16 protein-coding genes are annotated in these 19,696 nt (G+C 54.2%); 6 read left to right on the forward strand and 10 right to left on the reverse strand.

Annotated features, from left to right (window positions below; genetic code table 11):
• Positions 1–34: 34 nt before the first annotated feature.
• Genes HBN61_RS05330 through fabI form a run of 6 tightly spaced genes read left to right on the forward strand, consistent with a single transcriptional unit; the run spans position 35 to position 8,223 of the window.
• Positions 35–1,864: an extracellular solute-binding protein gene (locus tag HBN61_RS05330; protein ID WP_094993473.1), complete on the forward strand. Its 1,830-nt coding sequence runs from the start codon at positions 35–37 to the stop codon at positions 1,862–1,864.
• Positions 1,861–3,702: an extracellular solute-binding protein gene (locus tag HBN61_RS05335; protein WP_170046285.1), complete on the forward strand. Its 1,842-nt coding sequence runs from the start codon at positions 1,861–1,863 to the stop codon at positions 3,700–3,702. The genes HBN61_RS05330 and HBN61_RS05335 overlap by 4 nt, the downstream gene beginning before the upstream one ends.
• Entirely contained in the window at positions 3,703–4,776 is a 1,074-nt protein-coding gene (locus tag HBN61_RS05340) for a microcin C ABC transporter permease YejB (RefSeq protein ID WP_170046286.1), read from the forward strand.
• 1 nt (position 4,777) lies between these two features.
• On the forward strand, positions 4,778–5,797 hold the full coding sequence (locus HBN61_RS05345; protein ID WP_094993476.1) for an ABC transporter permease: 1,020 nt from the start codon (positions 4,778–4,780) through the stop codon (positions 5,795–5,797).
• 1 nt (position 5,798) lies between these two features.
• Positions 5,799–7,409, forward strand: coding sequence for an ABC transporter ATP-binding protein (locus HBN61_RS05350; protein WP_169965186.1), 1,611 nt, complete (start codon positions 5,799–5,801; stop codon positions 7,407–7,409).
• 19 nt (positions 7,410–7,428) lie between these two features.
• Positions 7,429–8,223 (forward strand): enoyl-ACP reductase FabI, encoded by a 795-nt coding sequence (gene fabI / locus HBN61_RS05355; protein WP_047276587.1) that lies wholly within the window; start codon positions 7,429–7,431, stop codon positions 8,221–8,223.
• Positions 8,224–8,469: 246 nt separating this feature from the next.
• On the opposite strand, the gene HBN61_RS05360 is transcribed toward fabI, so the two are convergent.
• The 10 genes from HBN61_RS05360 to HBN61_RS05405 all read right to left on the reverse strand — a co-directional run bounded on the left by HBN61_RS05360 (position 8,470) and on the right by HBN61_RS05405 (position 19,692).
• Positions 8,470–10,341: a SurA N-terminal domain-containing protein gene (locus HBN61_RS05360; protein WP_170046287.1), complete on the reverse strand. Its 1,872-nt coding sequence runs from the start codon at positions 10,339–10,341 to the stop codon at positions 8,470–8,472.
• A gap of 229 nt (positions 10,342–10,570) precedes the next feature.
• The gene (locus HBN61_RS05365; protein WP_003183171.1) at positions 10,571–10,843 is read right to left on the reverse strand and encodes an HU family DNA-binding protein; all 273 of its coding nucleotides are present in this window, start codon (positions 10,841–10,843) and stop codon (positions 10,571–10,573) included.
• 147 nt (positions 10,844–10,990) lie between these two features.
• Positions 10,991–13,387: an endopeptidase La gene (gene lon, locus HBN61_RS05370; protein WP_170046288.1), complete on the reverse strand. Its 2,397-nt coding sequence runs from the start codon at positions 13,385–13,387 to the stop codon at positions 10,991–10,993.
• Positions 13,388–13,551: 164 nt separating this feature from the next.
• The gene (gene clpX / locus HBN61_RS05375; RefSeq protein ID WP_047276597.1) at positions 13,552–14,835 is read right to left on the reverse strand and encodes an ATP-dependent Clp protease ATP-binding subunit ClpX; all 1,284 of its coding nucleotides are present in this window, start codon (positions 14,833–14,835) and stop codon (positions 13,552–13,554) included.
• Between the two features lie 106 nt (positions 14,836–14,941).
• Positions 14,942–15,583, reverse strand: coding sequence for an ATP-dependent Clp endopeptidase proteolytic subunit ClpP (clpP, locus tag HBN61_RS05380; protein WP_094993481.1), 642 nt, complete (start codon positions 15,581–15,583; stop codon positions 14,942–14,944).
• A gap of 91 nt (positions 15,584–15,674) precedes the next feature.
• Positions 15,675–16,985 (reverse strand): trigger factor, encoded by a 1,311-nt coding sequence (gene tig / locus HBN61_RS05385; RefSeq protein WP_047276601.1) that lies wholly within the window; start codon positions 16,983–16,985, stop codon positions 15,675–15,677.
• Positions 16,986–17,643: 658 nt separating this feature from the next.
• Positions 17,644–17,943, reverse strand: coding sequence for a hypothetical protein (locus HBN61_RS05390; RefSeq protein WP_170046289.1), 300 nt, complete (start codon positions 17,941–17,943; stop codon positions 17,644–17,646).
• A gap of 61 nt (positions 17,944–18,004) precedes the next feature.
• Complete coding sequence (locus tag HBN61_RS05395) at positions 18,005–18,511, reverse strand: DUF2514 family protein (RefSeq protein WP_170046290.1); 507 nt, start codon at positions 18,509–18,511, stop codon at positions 18,005–18,007.
• Positions 18,508–19,041 (reverse strand): glycoside hydrolase family 19 protein, encoded by a 534-nt coding sequence (locus tag HBN61_RS05400; RefSeq protein ID WP_170046291.1) that lies wholly within the window; start codon positions 19,039–19,041, stop codon positions 18,508–18,510. Before HBN61_RS05400 ends, HBN61_RS05395 begins: the two co-directional genes overlap by 4 nt.
• A gap of 63 nt (positions 19,042–19,104) precedes the next feature.
• Positions 19,105–19,692 carry a phage tail assembly chaperone gene (locus HBN61_RS05405; protein ID WP_262498702.1) on the reverse strand — a complete coding sequence of 196 codons (588 nt, stop codon included), beginning with the start codon at positions 19,690–19,692 and terminating at the stop codon, positions 19,105–19,107.
• Positions 19,693–19,696: the final 4 nt, after the last annotated feature.

The following is a 19,696-nucleotide window of genomic DNA, read 5'->3' on the forward strand; positions in this document are numbered from 1 at the left end:
CCAAGCCCAATGCCCGGATCGGATCTCTGACTTGATGCGTCCCCTCCTCCCGTTACTTCTCTGCCTGGCCTTGAGCTCTCCCGCCGGCGCAACCCTCAGCGAAAGCCATGGTTATGCCCAGTTCGGCACCCTCAAATACCCAGCCACGTTTACCCACTTCGATTGGGTGAACCCTGACGCGCCCAAGGGCGGCACACTCAACGTCATGGCCTTCGGCACGTTCGATACGCTAAACCCTTACACCTTCAAAGGCACCAGTCCGGTTTCGACGCCCAATTTCCTGCAGTACGGCGTCAACGAACTGAATGAAACCTTGATGGCGGGCACGGGCCAATACGCGCCTTCCGGGGACGAGCCGACCGCCAGTTATGGCTTGATTGCACAATCCGTTGAATACAACGAAGACCGCAGTTGGGTCGTCTTTAATCTCAGGCCCGAAGCACGCTTTCATGATGGCGCCCCCATTACAGCCTACGATGTGGCGTTTTCGTACAACTTGTTGCTCAAAGAAGGTCACCCGCAATACCGCACCAACCTGCAAGAAGTGCAACGCGTGGACATTCTGGGGCCCAGACGGATTCGCTTTGTGTTCAAGCGTTCAGGTAATCCGCTGCTGATCCTGCGTATGGGCGAGCTTCCCGTATTGCCCCAGCATTACTGGGCCAAGCGCGACTTTAAAGCCACGACTTTCGAACCGCCGCTGGGCAGCGGTCCCTACCGAATTACAAAAGTCACGCCGGGGCGGCAACTGGTGTTTGAACACGTCAAGAACTGGTGGGGCGCCAACCTGCCGGTCAACCGTGGCAAATACAACGTTGACCGGGTTGAAGTCGAGTTTTATCGCGACAGCGACGTGGCATTCGAAGCCTTCAAGGCCGGTGAATTCGACATTTATATCGAGCATCAGGCCAAAAATTGGGCCAACGGCTACAACTTCCCGGCAGTGCGCCGGGGCGATGTGATCAAAGCGCAGATCCCCCACCACATCCCGACTCAAACCCAGGGGCTATTTATGAACAGCCGGCGCAGCACATTCAGTCAGACTGGCGTGCGCGAAGCCATGGGCTTGATGTTCGATTTTGAATGGACCAACCGCACGCTGTTCAATGGCGCCTATGAACGTGCGACGAGTTTCTACCCTAACAGTGATTTTTCGGCCAGTGGCATTCCACAGGGGCATGAGTGGCTGATGCTGTCACCCTGGCGCACGCAGCTGCCCCCGGCGTTGTTCCAAAAAGCATTTAGCCTGCCTCAAACACAAGGCCAGGGTATCCCGCGCGAAACCATGCGCCGAGCGTTGGCGCTGCTGGCCGAAAATGGCTGGACACTCTCGAATCAACGCTTGATCAATAGCGAAGGTAAACCACTGACCTTCGAAATATTACTGGTAAATCCAAACCTTGAGCGCATCCTTCAACCGTACGTGGAGAATTTGGCGAGCATCGGCATCGCAGCGCGCCTGCGTACGGTGGACCGGGCTCAGTACAAACAACGTCTGGATCAGTTCGATTTCGACATGATCCTCATGACCCTTGACCAGACCCTGAGCCCAGGCCTTGAACAGTGGCAGTACTTTCACTCCAGCCAGGCCAACGTCAAGGGCAGCAAAAACTATGCAGGCGTGGCCAGTCCGATTGTCGACCAATTGCTCGAAAAGCTGCTGGCCGCGCAAACCCGTGAAGAGCAATTGGCCGCTGGCCGGGCACTGGATCGTGTCCTGTTGTGGCAGTACTACAGCATTCCCAACTGGTATCTGAATTATCACCGCCTGGCGTACCGCAATCGGTTCGCCTTCGTGACTACGCCGCCCTACACATTGGGCCTGAGTGCGTGGTGGCTAAAGCCTACGGAGAAATCCCAATGATGCCTTTGCGTTCCTTGCTTAAGCCCCTTGGCGGCCTGTTATTGGCCGGTGTCAGCTGCCTCGCGCTGGCCGCCCCGCAACATGCCCTCACCCTGTACGACGAACCGCCCAAATACCCGGCCAACTTCAAGCACGTCGATTACGTGAACCCGGACGCGCCCAAAGGCGGTACCTTCCGCAAATCCGCCCTGGGCACTTTCGACAGCCTGAACCCCTTTATCAACAAAGGCGTTCCCGCCGATGACATCGACCTGACCTACGACACCCTGGCCCGCCAAAGTCTCGACGAGCCCTTTACTTCATACGGCCTGATCGCAGAAAAAATCGAAAAAGCTCCGGATAACAGCTGGGTACGTTTCTACCTGCGTCCCGAAGCCAAATTCAATGACGGCCACCCGATACGCGCCGAAGACGTGGTGTTCAGCTTCGATACCCTGATGAAAAGCGGTTCGCCGCTGTTCAAGGGCTATTACAGCGACGTAGAAAAAGCGGTCGAAGAAAATCCTTTGCAGGTCAAATTCGTCTTCAAACACAACAAAAATCGCGAATTGCCGCTGATTCTCGGGCAACTGCCGATTTTGCCTAAACACTGGTGGGAAACCCGCGATTTCAGCAAAGGCAATCTTGAAATACCGGTAGGTAGCGGCCCTTACACCATCACCGAGATCAAGCCGGGGCGCTCGATTCGTTATGAACGCAACAAGGACTACTGGGGCAAAGACCTGCCCATCAACAAGGGCTTGTACAACTTTGATGCCATCACCATTGACTACTTCCGCGACAACAGCGTGGCGTTCGAAGCCCTCAAGGCCGGTCAGTTCGATTACTGGCTGGAGATCAGCGCCAAAAACTGGGCAGGCGCCTACAACGTGCCTGCCGTCAAACAGGGCCGTTTAATCAAAGAAGAAATCCGCAACGCCAACCCCACCGGCATGCAGGGTTTCATCTTCAACCTGCGTAGACCGATGTTTAAGGATGTGCGGGTGCGTGAAGCCCTGAACCTGCTGTTCGACTTTGAATGGGCCAATAAACAGCTATTCAACGGTTCGTATGTGCGCACCAGCAGCTATTTCGAAAACTCCGAAATGGCCGCTAAAACGCTACCGACTGAAGAAGAACTGGCGATATTGGAGCCTTTGCGCGGAAAAATACCCGAAAAAGTGTTTACCGAGGTGTACAAACCTGCGGTCACTGACGCCAGTGGCATGATTCGCGAGCAGCAGCGCCGCGCCTATCAGCTGTTACAAGATGCCGGGTGGCGCATCGTCGACGACAAAATGGTGGACACTGAGGGCAAGCCGGTAAAAATCGAATTTCTGCTGGCGCAGACCGAATTCGAACGCATCTTGCTGCCGTTCAAACGTAACCTCAGCGATTTGGGCATCGACGTGCAGATTCGCCGTGTCGATCCTTCCCAGTACTTGAATCGCCTGCGTTCGAGGGATTTCGACATGATCATCGGCAGCTTCCCGCAATCCAGCTCGCCAGGCAGTGAACAACGCGAGTACTGGGAGTCTGAAAGCGCCGAAAAACCGGGAAGCCGCAACTTTATGGGGCTCAAAGACCCGGCCATTGATCAACTTACCGAGGGGCTGATTCATGCCGACTCGAGGCAGAGCCTGATCACTCATGCCCGCGCACTGGATCGCGTGTTGCAGTGGGGTTTCTATGTGATTCCCAACTGGCATATCAAAACCTGGCGCGTCGCGTATTCCAACCATATCGGCCACCCCGCCGTGACCCCTCTGTATGACATCGGCACCTCCACCTGGTGGGTCAAGCCTGAGGTCGAGCCGGTTACTTCCACTCAACCCACAAGCGAAAGCCTGGAGCCCTAGATGCTGGCGTATATATTCAGGCGACTGTTGCTGATCATTCCGACACTGTTCGGGATTCTGCTGATCAACTTCGTCATCATTCAGGCCGCCCCGGGCGGTCCTGTTGAACAGATGATTGCCAAGCTCGAAGGGTTTGACGGCGCCACCAGTCGCATTGCGGGTGGTGGCTCTGAAGTGTCGGTGGCCGGCTCCAACTACCGCGGCGCTCAAGGACTGGACCCCGCGCTGATACAAGAAATCGAAAAGATGTACGGCTTCGACAAATCGGCTCCTGAGCGCCTGTGGATCATGATCAAGAATTACGCCCATCTGGACTTCGGCGAAAGCTTTTTCAGGGACGCCAAGGTCATTGACCTGATCAAGGAGAAAATGCCCGTCTCGATCTCGCTCGGACTTTGGAGCACGTTGATCATGTACCTGGTGTCGATTCCGCTGGGGATCGCCAAGGCCACGCGTCACGGTAGCCATTTCGATGTCTGGACCAGTTCCGCAATTATCATCGGGTATGCGATTCCGGCCTTCCTGTTTGCTATTTTGCTGATTGTGGTTTTCGCGGGCGGCAGCTATCTGGACTGGTTTCCATTGCGTGGCCTGACGTCCAACAACTTCGAAGAGCTGAGCCTGGGCGGCAAGATTCTGGATTACTTTTGGCATTTGGCACTGCCCGTCACCGCGCTGGTGATCGGCAACTTTGCCACGATGACCCTGCTGACCAAAAACAGCTTTTTGGACGAGATCAACAAACAATATGTGGTGACGGCAAAAGCGAAGGGGCTGACCAATCACCGGGTGCTGTATGGCCATGTGTTTCGCAACGCGATGTTGCTGGTGATTGCCGGTTTCCCGTCTGCCTTTATCGGCATCTTTTTTACCGGCTCGTTACTGGTTGAGGTGATTTTCTCGTTGGACGGGCTGGGACTGATGAGTTTTGAAGCGGCGATAAACCGCGATTATCCCGTGGTTTTCGGCACCCTGTTCATCTTCACGCTGGTCGGCCTGCTGGTGAAGCTGATTGGCGACCTCTCATACACCCTGGTTGATCCGCGCATCGACTTTGAAAGCAGGGAGCATTGAGATGACCTTATCGCCCCTTAACAAGCGACGCTTCGCACGCTTTAAGGCCAATAAACGTGGCTGGTGGTCGTTGTGGATTTTTCTGGTGCTGTTCGTTCTCAGCCTCGGCGCCGAACTGATCGCCAACGACAAACCACTGGTGATCAGCTATGACGGCGAGCTGTACTTTCCCGCCCTCAAACGCTACCCCGAGACCGACTTTGGCGGTGAGTTCCCGCTGGAGGCCAACTACAAAAGCCCGTACATCCGTGAACTGTTGGCAAAAAAGGATGCTTGGGTGCTGTGGCCCCCCATTCCGTATAGCTACCAGAGCATCAACTACGACTTGAAAGTCCCGGCACCCGCACCGCCATCAGCTGAAAACTGGCTCGGCACCGATGACCAGGGGCGTGATGTGCTGGCGCGAGTGATCTATGGCTTCCGGATTTCCGTGCTGTTCGCTCTGACCCTGACGGTTTTGAGCTCCATCATCGGTGTGATTGCCGGCGCGCTGCAGGGCTTCTATGGCGGCTGGGTCGATCTGGCCGGGCAGCGTTTTCTGGAAATCTGGTCGGGCTTGCCGGTGCTGTACCTGCTGATCATTCTCGCCAGCTTTGTACAACCCAACTTCTGGTGGCTGTTGGGCATCATGCTGCTGTTTTCATGGATGAGCCTGGTGGATGTTGTGCGGGCCGAATTCCTGCGGGGACGCAATCTGGAGTATGTGCGGGCAGCCCGTGCACTGGGGATGCAAGACATGGCGATCATGTACCGGCACATTTTGCCCAACGCCATGGTGTCGACCATGACGTTCATGCCATTCATTTTGACCGGTGCGATCGGCACCCTGACCGCGTTGGACTTTCTGGGCTTCGGCCTGCCGCCGGGAGCACCGTCGCTGGGCGAGCTGGTTGCGCAGGGCAAATCCAACCTGCAAGCGCCGTGGCTGGGGATCAGTGCATTTGCCGTGCTGGCAATCATGCTCAGCTTGCTGGTGTTTATTGGTGAGTCCGCTCGCGATGCCTTCGACCCGAGGAAATGACATGACGCAGGACAATCTGATCGAAGTGCGCGATCTTTCCGTCGAATTCATCGCCGGGGAGCAACCCCAGCGTGTGGTACAGGGCATCAGTTTTGACATCAAACGGGGCGAAACCCTGGCGCTGGTAGGCGAAAGCGGTTCAGGCAAATCGGTAACGGCGCACTCGATCCTAAGGCTGCTGCCCTACCCCATCGCCCGTCACCCCAGCGGCAGCATCACCTATGCAGGGCAGGACTTACTGACGCTGGACGAGAAAAAACTGAGGCACATCCGCGGCAACCGCATTGCCATGATTTTTCAAGAACCGATGACGTCGCTAAATCCCCTGCATAGCATTGAAAAACAGATCAATGAAGTGCTGGGTCTTCATAAGGGTTTAACGGGCAAGGCAGCCACTGAGCGGACGCTGGAGCTGCTGGACCTGGTAGGCATTCCCGAGCCACGGAAACGACTGAAAGCCCTGCCACACGAGCTCTCGGGCGGCCAGAGACAGCGCGTAATGATTGCTATGGCCTTGGCCAATGAACCTGAGCTGCTGATTGCCGATGAACCCACGACGGCCCTGGACGTCACCGTGCAACTCAAAATCCTCGATTTGCTCAAAGATTTGCAGGCCCGGCTGGGCATGTCGCTGTTACTGATCAGTCACGATTTGAACCTGGTTCGACGAATTGCTCACAGAGTATGTGTCATGCAGCGCGGTTGCATCGTCGAACAAGCATCGTGCGAACAGCTGTTCCGTTCGCCGCAACATCCTTACACCCGGGAACTGCTCAGTGCAGAACCCAGCGGAGGCCCCGCTGATACCGTCGCGGGCCCGCCGTTGCTGAAGGTCGAAGACTTGAGAGTCTGGTTTCCGATCAAAAAAGGGCTGTTACGCAAAACCGTTGATTACGTAAAAGCGGTCGATGGCATCAACTTCAGCCTGCCCCGTGGCCAAACGCTGGGCATTGTGGGGGAAAGCGGATCGGGCAAATCGACATTGGGTCTGGCTATTTTGCGGCTGATTGCCAGTCGCGGCACGATTCATTTTGGGGACAAGCAGCTAGACTGCCTGTCGCAGAAAGACGTCAGGCCGTTGCGGCGACAGATGCAGGTGGTGTTTCAGGACCCGTACGGCAGCCTCAGCCCGCGCATGAGCGTCAGCGAAATTGTCGGTGAAGGCTTGCGCATTCACGGCATGGGCACCGCTCAAGAGCAGGAAGTGGCAATTATTGAGGCGTTGCGTGAAGTAGGCCTGGATCCTGAAACCCGGCACCGTTACCCTCACGAGTTTTCAGGTGGACAGCGGCAGAGAATCGCCATTGCCCGCGCGTTAGTGTTGAAGCCAGCGTTGATTTTGCTGGACGAGCCAACCTCTGCGTTGGACAGAACAGTCCAACGCCAAGTCGTCGAGCTCTTGCGTGCTCTGCAAGCCAAGTACAACCTGACGTATTTGTTTATCAGCCATGATTTGGCGGTAGTCAAAGCGCTGAGCCACCAATTGATGGTGGTCAAGCAAGGCCAAGTGGTCGAACAAGGTGAGGCATCTTCTATTTTTGCCTCACCGCAACATCCATATACACAGCAGCTGCTGGAAGCCGCCTTTTTGGCGCCAGTGGCTGTCGATTAATCTGATAGAGGAACAACACATGGGTTTTCTCGCCGGTAAGCGCGTCCTGATCGTCGGTGTCGCTAGCAAATTGTCCATCGCTTCTGGCATTGCTGCCGCCATGCACCGTGAAGGCGCTGAACTTGCTTTCACTTATCAGAACGAAAAGCTGAAAGGCCGCGTTGAAGAGTTTGCCGCAGGTTGGGGCTCAAGCCCTGAGCTTTGCTTCCCTTGCGACGTTGCCAGCGATGAAGAAATTGCCAAGGTTTTCGAAGACCTGAGCAAGAAGTGGGATGGTCTGGACTGCATCGTTCACTCCGTAGGCTTCGCTCCGGGCGACCAGCTGGATGGCGACTTCACCGACGCCACCACCCGTGAGGGTTTCCGCATCGCTCACGACATCAGCGCCTACAGCTTCGTGGCCCTGGCCAAGGCTGGCCGCCCGATGATGAAAGGCCGCAATGGCAGCCTGCTGACCCTGTCTTACTTGGGCGCAGAACGTACCATGCCTAACTACAACGTTATGGGCATGGCAAAAGCCAGCCTGGAAGCGGGTGTTCGTTACCTGGCTGGTAGCCTGGGCCCGGAAGGTACACGCGTTAACTGCGTATCGGCTGGACCGATCCGCACCTTGGCTGCTTCCGGCATCAAGAACTTCCGTAAAATGCTGGCCGCCAACGAAGCTCAAACGCCTCTGCGTCGCAACGTGACCATTGATGAAGTCGGCAATGCCGGCGCCTTCCTGTGCTCCGACCTGGCGTCGGGCATCAGCGGCGAAATCATGTACGTAGACGGCGGCTTCAACACCACCGCAATGGGCAACATCGAAGAATAAGTCTTCGCTGTCACTGCCTGTAAAACGCCCGGTGCAGCCACTGCATCGGGCGTTTTGCGTTTAAGGCAGGAACGCTTCCTGCTCGGCCCAAGCATCATGCGTCGCAATGCGGCAGCGCCCTGATGACGGGATGATCCCACTCCCCTCTCTGAATCCAGTAGCGAAGACAGGCCTGTTTTAAGGCTAAAAAAATGGCCGCTCGATGAGCGGCCATTTCAATTGAGGCTAAATGCTTGATCTCACGCCTTAGTAGCGCTCGACTTTGGCCTCGTTTTCCAACTGCTTACGGAAGGCTGCGAAGTCCTGCTGACCAGCCCGCGAAGCAAGAACGCGACGATACGTAGCTTTCTCTTCTTCTGTCGGCTGGGCACCGTCATTCACACCATTTAAGCGCAGCACGACAACACTGCCATCAGCCAGGGTGACGCTGCTGAAGGTCGGCTTGTCCTTAGATGCTGGTTTAGGCATGCGGAACACGGCTTGCAAGACAGCCGGATCGATACCTTCCTGACCTCGGGCAACCGCTTCCTCAACTTTCCAGGAGTGACCATCAATCGGCTGATTCAACGGCAACTTACCATCACGCAGACCTTTAATGATTTCCTCAGCCTTGGTTTTGGCCTCAGCACTGGCGTGCTCTTTCACCAGTTGTGCACGAATGCTCGAAGCGACAGCTTCCAGAGGCAATTGCTCCGGTTTGCGGTGCTCCTTGACGCGCAACACAACAACGGTTTCAGGATCAAGCTCAATGGCAGAGCTGTTCGCCCCCTCATCCATCACTTCAGTACTGAATGCGGCCTGGACCACAGCGCGGTTGGCTGCAACACCCTCTCCGCCTTCACGACCAAACGGTGCGGATGTGTGCACGGTCAACTTCAGCTCCTGGGCTGGCTGAGCCAGATCAGAGGCTTCAAATGCCGAATCTTCCAGCTGCTTGCTGGCATCGACAAAGCGTTGTTCAACCTGTTGTGTTTTCAGGTCACGCGTCAGCTTGTCTTTGAGGCTGGCAAAGGTCGGAACCTCGGGCGCTTCCACATCCAACAATTTGATCAAGTGGTAGCCAAAGCTCGTACGAACTGGCTCGGACACCTGGTCTTTGCTCAACGCATAAAGGGCTGTCTCGAATACCGGGTCGTAAACACCCGGACCTGCGAAACCAAGATCACCGCCATTGGCAGCCGAACCCGGATCCTGAGAGAACTCCTTGGCCAATACCTCGAAGCTTTCGCCCTTGGCCAGACGTTGTTGAATCTCAGTGATTTTGGCCTTGGCTTGCTCGTCGCTGACCTTGTCGGTGACTTCAATCAGAATGTGCGCGCCACGACGTTGCTCGGCCAAGTTGGCGATTTCTTTCTGATAAAGCGCTTGGAGCTCGTCATCTTTGACCGCCACCTGATCAAAGAAAGAGGATTTCTTCAATTCGATGTAATCGATCACGACCTGATCCGGCGTCATGAACTCTTTGGCGTGCTTGTCGTAGTAGGCCTTGATCTCGTCATCGCTCAATTTCACCGCAGCCGGATCGGCCTTGATGTTCAGCGAATCGAAATCGCGGGTCTGCTTTTCAAGACGGGCGAAGGCGTTGACTTGCTCATCGGTCACGAAACCACTGCCTGCCAAACCGGCACGCAACTGACCAATCAGCATTTCTTCGGCCAGCATGCCGCGGAATTGCAGACGGCCGTAACCCAACTGGCGGATTACCTGATCGAAACGCTCAGGGCTGAATTTGCCATCCACCTGGAACTCAGGCGTTTGCAGAATCACTTGATCCAGAGCGGCTTCAGAGAAGGAGAACTTCGACTGGTTGGCACCTTGCAACAACAGCTTGCGGTCGATCAACCCTTTGAGGGCCGATTCGCGCAGCATTTTCTCGTCCAAAAGCGAGGCGTCAAAATCCTTGCCAAGTTGCTGCATCAGCTGACGACGTTGCATGTCGACGGCCTGGCTCAGCTCGGTTTGAGTGATTTCTTCACCGTTAACCTTGGCTGCATCCTTGCTGGTCGAAGTGGCTTGAAAAATGGCATCGAAACCGGTCAACGCCATTAACGCGACGATGACACCGATGATGGTCTTGGCAATCCAGCCTTGTGAATTGTCCCTGATATTTTGCAGCATGCTTCCCCCAGAAACGGTCTTGCTTAATGAACAACCGTGGAGCGTGGGTAGAGTCCGGATAGAAGAAAGGCGCATCCGAGGATGCGCCTTCTCGTAACTGGCGGAGCGGACCGGGCTCGAACCCGCGACCCCCGGCGTAACAGATCGATGTTGCCACCGACCGCACTACCGCTCCGCTGCCAAGCCTGGCGTGCGCCTGACCCGGTTGGGTAAAAGGTGTAACAGAAACTCAGTTAACGGCTTCTTTCAGCGCTTTACCGGCTTTGAAACCTGGCTTTTTAGCAGCTGGAATTTCCAGCGTTTTACCGGTCTGTGGGTTACGACCAGTACGAGCAGGACGATCGGTTACAGAAAAAGTACCAAAGCCAACCAGTACCACAGAGTCGCCAGCCTTAAGAGCGCCAGTGACGGATTCGATTACTGCGTCCAGCGCACGGCCAGCAGCAGCTTTCGGGATATCAGCAGATGCAGCGATAGCATCAATCAGTTCCGACTTGTTCACTCTAAGTCCCCTTATATCTATCTGAGTATGTTTCTAAAGTTTTTGGTAAAAGCAAAACGACTGCTGAAGCACTTACGGACACTTATAGAGCCGCTTTATAACAAGGGCTCTAAAAAGCGTCAAGAAAGCCCCTCAGGCGAATCCGTATTAATGCGTGCTAATTCTTTCCTTAGAGTCAGACTCTCGTTTGTCTTCCTTGGCGACAATCTCGGAAGCCACATCCGGCAAGGGCTCCGGCGCGTATTGCAGCGCAATTTGCAGGACTTCGTCAATCCATTTAACCGGTTTGATTTGAAGATCCTGTTTGATGTTGTCAGGAATTTCCTTCAGATCACGGACATTTTCTTCGGGAATAATTACTGTCTTGATCCCACCGCGGTGAGCAGCCAATAGTTTTTCCTTCAAGCCTCCAATGGCCAATACCTGACCACGTAGAGTAATTTCACCCGTCATCGCAACATCTGCGCGCACTGGAATCAGCGTCAGGGCGGAGACCAAAGCGGTGCACATCCCGACACCCGCGCTTGGGCCGTCCTTAGGCGTAGCACCTTCGGGCATATGGATGTGAATGTCGCGTTTCTCGTGAAAATCCAACGGGATACCGAGACTTTTAGCGCGACTGCGCACGACCGTAAGTGCTGCCGTAATCGACTCGACCATTACATCGCCAAGCGAGCCGGTCTTGATCAGTTGACCTTTACCCGGCACCACAGCGGCTTCAATCGTCAACAGTTCGCCACCAACCTGAGTCCAGGCAAGACCGGTAACCTGACCAATCTGATCTTGCTGCTCGGCCAAGCCATAACTGAATTTTCTTACACCTAAAAAGTGCTCCAGCAAATCAGACGTCACCACAACAGAGAAGCGTTTCTCCAATGCATGCTCTTTGACCGCCTTACGGCAGATCTTGGCAATTTGACGCTCAAGCCCCCGCACACCCGCTTCACGGGTGTAATAACGGATGATGTCGCGAATGGCTTCGTTGTCGAATGCCAATTCGCCTTTTTTAAGACCGTTGGCCTCGATTTGCTTGGGTGCAAGGTATTTGACAGCGATGTTGATTTTTTCGTCTTCGGTATAACCCGGCAGACGAATCACCTCCATCCGGTCCAGCAAGGCTGGCGGAATGTTCATGGAGTTGGAGGTGCACAGGAACATTACATCGGACAGGTCGTAGTCAACCTCGAGGTAATGGTCGTTGAAGTTGTGGTTTTGCTCAGGATCGAGTACTTCGAGCAATGCCGAAGCGGGATCGCCACGCATATCACTGCCCATTTTGTCGATTTCATCGAGCAAGAACAGCGGATTACGAACCCCCACCTTGGTCATCTTTTGAATCAATCGACCGGGCATCGAACCGATATAGGTACGACGATGACCACGAATTTCAGCCTCGTCACGCACACCACCCAAAGCCATACGCACGAACTTACGATTGGTTGCGTGGGCAATCGACTCGGCAAGCGAGGTTTTACCGACACCCGGAGGCCCCACCAGGCACAGCACCGGTCCGCGGATTTTCTTCACCCGCTTTTGCACGGCGAGATATTCAAGAATCCGCTCTTTAACTTCCTCTAGACCATAATGGTCAGCATCAAGGATGTCTTCAGCACGCTTGAGGTCCAGGCGTACTTTGCTCTGAGCTTTCCAGGGCACCTGAACCAGCCAGTCGATGTAAGAGCGAACTACGGTGGCTTCTGCCGACATCGGAGACATCTGCTTAAGCTTATTAAGCTCAGCCTGGGCTTTGGCCATGGCATCTTTTGGCAGCCCGGCTGCATCGATGCGCTTTTTCAGCTCTTCAATTTCGTTGTGGCCTTCGTCGCCATCACCGAGCTCTTTCTGAATGGCCTTCATCTGCTCATTCAGGTAGTACTCGCGCTGACTGCGCTCCATCTGCTTTTTGACACGGCCGCGAATGCGCTTTTCGACCTGCAGCAGATCAATTTCGGCGTCCAGCAAAGCAAGTACATGCTCAACCCGGGTTTGCAGATCAATAATTTCGAGAATTTCCTGCTTCTGTTCGATCTTGAGTACCATGTGGGCAGCCATCGTATCGACCAGACGGCTAGGCTCATCAATGCTGTTAAGCGATGACAACACCTCAGCCGGTACTTTTTTGCCCAACTGCACATACTGCTCAAATTGCGAGAGCAGGCTGCGTACAAATACTTCGGACTCACGCTCAGGCGCAGCCGCTTCTTCAATCAAGGAAACTTCGGCGCTCAAGTAGCCATCAGCTTGCCCAAATTTTTCCACAGCGCCACGCTGCTCTCCCTCGACCAGAACCTTAACGGTACCGTCTGGCAGCTTCAGCAACTGCAAAACAGTGGCAATCGTACCTACGCCATAAAGTGCATCGGCACTGGGATCATCGTCAGCAGGATTTTTTTGAGCCAACAGCAGGATTTGCTTGTCGCCCGTCATCGCAGCCTCGAGGGCCTCGATCGACTTCTCGCGTCCCACGAACAGTGGGATCACCATGTGCGGATACACAACAACATCACGCAACGGCAGGAGAGGCAATTCGATGGTTGTCTTCATGATTTCGCCTCTACGGCGGCCATACGGCCGTAATCAGATGGAAGTAAGCTTGAAGCCAAGATGGGGGCAGTCTCTAAAAAAAACAAGCGTTGATAGGCAGTAAAAACAAAGGGGCCCGAAGGCCCCTTTGTTAAACACGCACCATGTAACAAAGAGCTACACATTTACGCGTCTGGTGCAGCCTTGGCAGTCGCATCGTTGTTTTCATAAATCAACAATGGCTTGGACTTGCCTTCAATAACGCTTTCATCGATCACCACTTTACTCACCTCGGACTGCGAGGGGATTTCATACATGGTGTCGAGCAGTACGCCTTCCAGAATCGAACGCAGACCGCGAGCACCTGTTTTGCGTTCAAGTGCACGCTTGGCGACAGCTTTAAGCGCATCGGCACGAAATTCAAGATCAACACCTTCCATCTCGAACAACTTGCCATACTGCTTGGTCAACGCATTTTTAGGCTCAGTGAGAATCTGCATCAGTGCAGCTTCGTCAAGCTCATCAAGCGTCGCCAGAACAGGGAGACGACCTACGAATTCCGGAATCAGACCAAACTTGACCAAATCGTCAGGCTCGACCTCACGCAGGGATTCACCCACCTTCTTGCCCTCTTCCTTGCTGCGAACTTCAGCACTGAAGCCAATACCGCCGCGCGTGGAGCGAGCCTGAACGACTTTTTCCAGACCGGAGAAAGCGCCGCCACAGATAAAGAGAATGTTGCGGGTATCAACCTGCAAAAACTCTTGCTGAGGATGCTTGCGACCGCCTTGGGGCGGAACGGAGGCCACTGTACCTTCGATCAGCTTCAAAAGCGCCTGCTGCACGCCTTCACCGGAAACATCCCGGGTAATGGACGGATTGTCAGATTTACGCGAGATCTTGTCGATTTCGTCGATGTAGACAATGCCCATCTGAGCTTTCTCTACATCGTAATCGCACTTCTGCAACAGCTTCTGAATGATATTTTCAACGTCTTCACCTACGTAACCCGCTTCAGTCAGCGTGGTCGCATCTGCAATGGTGAAAGGTACATTCAGCAAACGAGCCAAGGTCTCTGCCAGCAGGGTTTTACCCGAACCAGTAGGACCGATAAGCAGGATATTACTCTTGCCCAGTTCGACGTCGTCGTTCTTTTTGTCACGCTGGTTAAGACGCTTGTAGTGGTTATAAACCGCTACAGCCAAAACCTTTTTGGCACGTTCCTGACCGATTACATACTGATCAAGGATGCCGCTGATTTCTTTTGGCGATGGTAATTTATGCGCGCTGCTCTCGGCCTGGGCTTCCTGCACCTCCTCACGGATGATGTCATTGCACAGGTCAACGCATTCGTCGCAGATAAAGACCGAGGGGCCGGCAATCAATTTGCGCACTTCATGCTGGCTTTTGCCACAGAAGGAGCAATAGAGCAATTTGCCGTTGTCCTCGCCGTTGCGGGTGTCAGTCATTCGATCGATCCAAATCCGATAGGCTTGCAACACAAGATGAAGGCAACTGCAGGCTTTTTCAAGCCCACAGGTGACCGGAAAAACCAGCCACCTACATTTGAGCTGCTTAAGCGGGCATTTGACGCTTGCTGAACACCGAGTCGATCAAGCCATATTCGGCTGCACGCTCGGCACTCATGAAGTTGTCACGCTCGGTGTCACGCTCGATGGTCTCGAGGGATTGACCCGTGTGATGCGCCAACAGCGAGTTCAAACGATGACGGATGTTGAGGATTTCCTTGGCATGAATGTCGATATCCGACGCCTGACCCTGGAAACCGCCCAGTGGCTGGTGAATCATCATTCGCGAATTTGGCAAGCAATGACGCTTGCCCGGCGCACCACCAGCCAGCAGGAATGCCCCCATGCTGCATGCCTGACCGATACAAATGGTCGACACGTCAGGCTTGATGAACTGCATGGTGTCGTAGATCGACATACCTGCGGTTACCGAGCCACCAGGGGAGTTGATGTAAAGATGGATGTCCTTGTCCGGGTTTTCGGCTTCAAGGAAGAGCAGTTGCGCCGCTACCAGGTTGGCCATGTAGTCTTCTACAGGGCCCACCAGGAAGATGATTCGCTCCTTCAACAGGCGCGAATAAATGTCATAGGCGCGCTCGCCACGGGCGGACTGCTCAACAACCATCGGGACCAAGCCGCCAGCGGCTTGAATGTCAGAGTTCTGCTGCATATAAGAATTGCGGGACATGTCCTGCAGTCACTCCCAAATAGTTCTGTCTTGAATACGCATAAGCCAGCTCGAGGCTGGCTTATGGTTGTGTTTTCAAACGAATCTGAAATCAGTCGGCTTGTGGAGCTTCCACCGGCTTGACAGCTTCTTCGTAAGAGACCGACTTGTCGGTCACCTTAGCCTTCTGCAGAACAGTATCCACAACTTGTTCTTCCAGCACAACCGAACGAACTTCGTTCAATTGCTGGTCATTTTTGTAGTACCAGGCCACAACCTGCTCCGGCTCTTGGTAAGCAGAAGCCATTTCCTGAATCATTTCACGAACGCGATCTTCGTCTGGCTTCAGATCGAACTGCTTAACCACCTCGGCCACGATTAGACCCAGTACAACGCGACGCTTGGCTTGCTCTTCGAACAGCTCGGCTGGCAGTTGATCCGGCTTGATATTGCCGCCGAACTGCTGAACGGCCTGAACGCGCAGACGGTCAACTTCGCTCGACAACAGCGCCTTCGGCACTTCGATCGGGTTGGCAGCCAGCAGGCCTTCCATCACCTGGTTCTTAACCTTGGACTTAATCGCCTGACGCAGCTCACGCTCCATGTTCTTACGAACTTCGGCGCGGAAACCTTCAAGGCCTGTCTCTTTGATACCGAACTGAGCGAAGAACTCTTCATTCAACTCAGGCAGCTTTGGCTCAGAAACGGTGTTGACCGTCACAGTGAACTCGGCAGTTTTGCCTGCCAGATCAAGGTTCTGATAATCCTCAGGGAATGTCAGGGTCAGAACGCGCTCTTCGCCCGCCTTAGCGCCCACCAGACCTTCTTCGAAACCCGGGATCATACGACCCGAACCCAGAACCAGCTGAGTGCCTTTGGCAGAACCGCCAGCGAATACTTCGCCGTCAACCTTGCCAACGAAATCGATATTCAGTTGGTCTTCGTTTTGTGCGGCACGCTCAGTGACTTCAAAACGAGTGTTCTGCTTGCGCAGGACTTCCAGCATTTTGTCCAGATCAGCATCAGCCACTTCCGCACTGAGGCGTTCGACAGCAATAGTATCCAGACCGGTCACTTCGAATTCCGGGAAAACTTCGAAAGTGGCGATGTATTCCAGATCCTTGCCTTTTTCAAAGACTTTAGGCTCTACCGATGGCTGACCCGCCGGGTTCAGCTTTTGCTCAACCACTGCTTCATAAAAAGAAGCCTGGATGATGTTGCCCAGTGCTTCTTGACGTGCATCAGCTTCGTAACGCTGACGGATCACGCTCATTGGCACTTTGCCTGGACGAAAGCCCGGGATCTTGGCCTTTTGGGCAGTCTGTTGCAGACGCTTGTTGACTTCAGCCTCAATTCGCTCAGCTGGCACGCCAATGGTCATGCGACGCTCAAGAGCGGAAGTATTTTCAACAGAAACTTGCATGGATATTCCTCGTTGCACAGACGTTAGCCGGCCGTTTCCGACCCCATAATCAAGGGCATGCATTCTAGTGGGTCAAACTCAAGAAGTCACCCTACCGCATTTGTACATGGAAACAGCAGGCGTATTAAGAAGGAGCAGCAAGCATTCGCTTACTCCCGGAAACACAACTTTTAACCCTAATTGCTGAACCAGAGCCTTCTGTCTATATAGAGGGCTCCATCCAGCCATACATCCGGACTCAACAAGCTCGACTCTTTAGCACGACTGCTAGCGTTTGAAAATTGAAAACGCAAAAACGAAAAAAGCGCAGCCCTTTTCAGGTGCTGCGCCTTTTTCAGCAAGTGGACGAACCACTAATTTGGTGCGGACGGAGGGAATCAAATCAAAGCCTGAATCCCTTGCCGTACGCGGCCTGCAAAGCAGACCGCAAAACCAATGTACTGACCACTGTACTAAAATGCGCTCGCTGGGAGCCCGAGAAGACACCCTAACCTGCTGGTATTGTTACACAAAAGAGGATGTGCGTAGAAATTCCACCGCTGCGAACAACTCCAACCCCTTAGCCTCGATATGAGATCGAGGCTTCTATATATAAGGAGGGAAATGCCGCGTACAGCCCATCATTCGCGGCAGGACCAGAAACCAATTTTTCCGATGCCTATCCTGCCCCTAGTTTTGGCTCAAAAAGTGGCAGCTTGTCGCCATTGAGCTCAGGCTCTTCAAGAAACAGCCCCATTAGATATGCCTCTTCCCACTCAACCAAAGCCCATAATCTGGCCGCATCAGAAATCTCAAGCATGTCCGATAGCTCTCCCGCGTCAACCTGTCGGCGTACATGGGCCAGTTTTGCCAAGGCTACAAGCTTCTTCCAACCCTCATCAGGATCGGTGATCAGGTCAGTTGGCATCCTGATGGCGGCTTTCCATTCAGCCAGTGGGTCTGATATGTGCTGATTCATATTTAAACTGTATAAATAAACAGCATTTGTATCAGGTAGCCACTGTCGAATAAAGGCCCGTTCAGCGGGAGTCTTCAGTCAGGGCGTCGTAGGATCGCTCGCAGGAAAATCCGGCCCGACGACTTGCTGCAAGCGCTGCCGCCAATTCTCCCGCATATCCATCAGCTTCTGATCGCAGCTCGGCGAGCAGATCGACAAGGTCGTTAATTGTCTTGCCTCGCTGGGCAAGGCGGGTATTGAGGATGGACTTGTCGGCAAGTAGCTGACGGGTTTGATCGCGCAGGCTGTCATTGTCAGCGCGCTGCTCAGCAGCAAGAGCATCGTCTTTCTGTTTCTGGTGAGTTGCATCAGCGCGCACCTGGTCAATAGTTCGTTGGCGGTTCCATTCAACCTGCCGGGCTTTCTCGCTCGCTTCAGTGGCAGCAGTGGCTATATCTGCAAGCGCCATTTGATACGCCGCATTCAGATCGGCCAGTTGCTTACCGTACTGCCAGGCGTCCACTTTCCATGTAGCAAACACGGAACACCCGACCAAAACAGCAAGGCCAGCCCAGCGCCAATGAATCACACCAGCACCTTCAGCGCCCGCGCATATAGCATCTGACGATCTGCCAGCCCATTCAGCCCTCCGTTGATACGTCGGCTGATGGTTTCGAACTGGCCCGCGTCCGCCAAGGTGTTCAGCCCTCGGGTTGCCCAGAACCACGCCGCCGACGTGCACGCGTGTTGCGGCTTCTCCAGCAGCTCGGGTTGATTGATCAGATCAAGGCCCAGGGCTTCGCCGCACGCTTTGTAGTTGGCGCGGCCGGTGATCTGGATCAGGCCACGGCCGCGAAACTTGGAGCCGTCACCCAGGTGGGTGTTGCCGAGGTCGGCGCGGCCTTCATATCTGGCTTGGGCTGCAGTTGGGCCCCAGATTTCTTTGACGTATTTGAGTTGGCCTGATTCGTGGCCGATCTGAGCGATGAAGGCCGCGACACGCTTCTGGCCCACGATCTGGTATCGGTTCATCGCTGTGTTTAAGACAGAAACAAAAACGCCGGCTAATTGGCCGGCGCTGGGTAAGATCTGAAGCAGTTGCTGCGTGGTAATGGACATGGTGGCTTTCTCCAAGCAAAAAAATACCCGCACAAGGCGGGATAGATATTCGTGAATTCCGTCTCAGTTAAGCTGAGAGGAAAGCCAGAGTGGTTTCTGAGGGCGACTTTTCAAGTCCGGAAATGTTTCGGTCTGGGGCCAGTCGCGCAGTTGCTGCAAGTACGTTAATAGCTCTTTGAACTGCTCATTACTTAGCGCATGAGCCAAACCTATATCGGATTCGTCTCGATGCCGTTCACGCAACCACTTGATACTTTCAATCTCGGCATCACGCCACGCTCGCCCTTGCACTCGCGCTCGGCTATTCAGAACATCCTCATCTGGAGTCCATTGCTCATTAACCCATTTGTACCCATATCCTGGGAAAGGTATGGCGGTATAGCCCTCAGGTAAAAGGCCAAGCTCTAGATGTTCGGCTGGCTGACCGTCTACGGTGCTGTAAATGACCCCTCGGTAATCCCGAACAACTTCCCAAGCGCTACCGTTGCGAACAACGGCATAGCCAGACTCAGGCTCTGGTGGGGTTTCTAGATACGCGTGCGCAGGTATCAACCAGTTCATTTCTACCAACGGATCAGGCCTTGCAAAGCCACTCCCGATGTACTCGCCCGTGCGGCTGTCCACGTGATAAACAACAAGTTCAGTGCTCATTTTC

This window comes from Pseudomonas sp. WS 5071 (genome assembly GCF_012985765.1).
Taxonomy (GTDB): domain Bacteria; phylum Pseudomonadota; class Gammaproteobacteria; order Pseudomonadales; family Pseudomonadaceae; genus Aquipseudomonas; species Aquipseudomonas lundensis_A.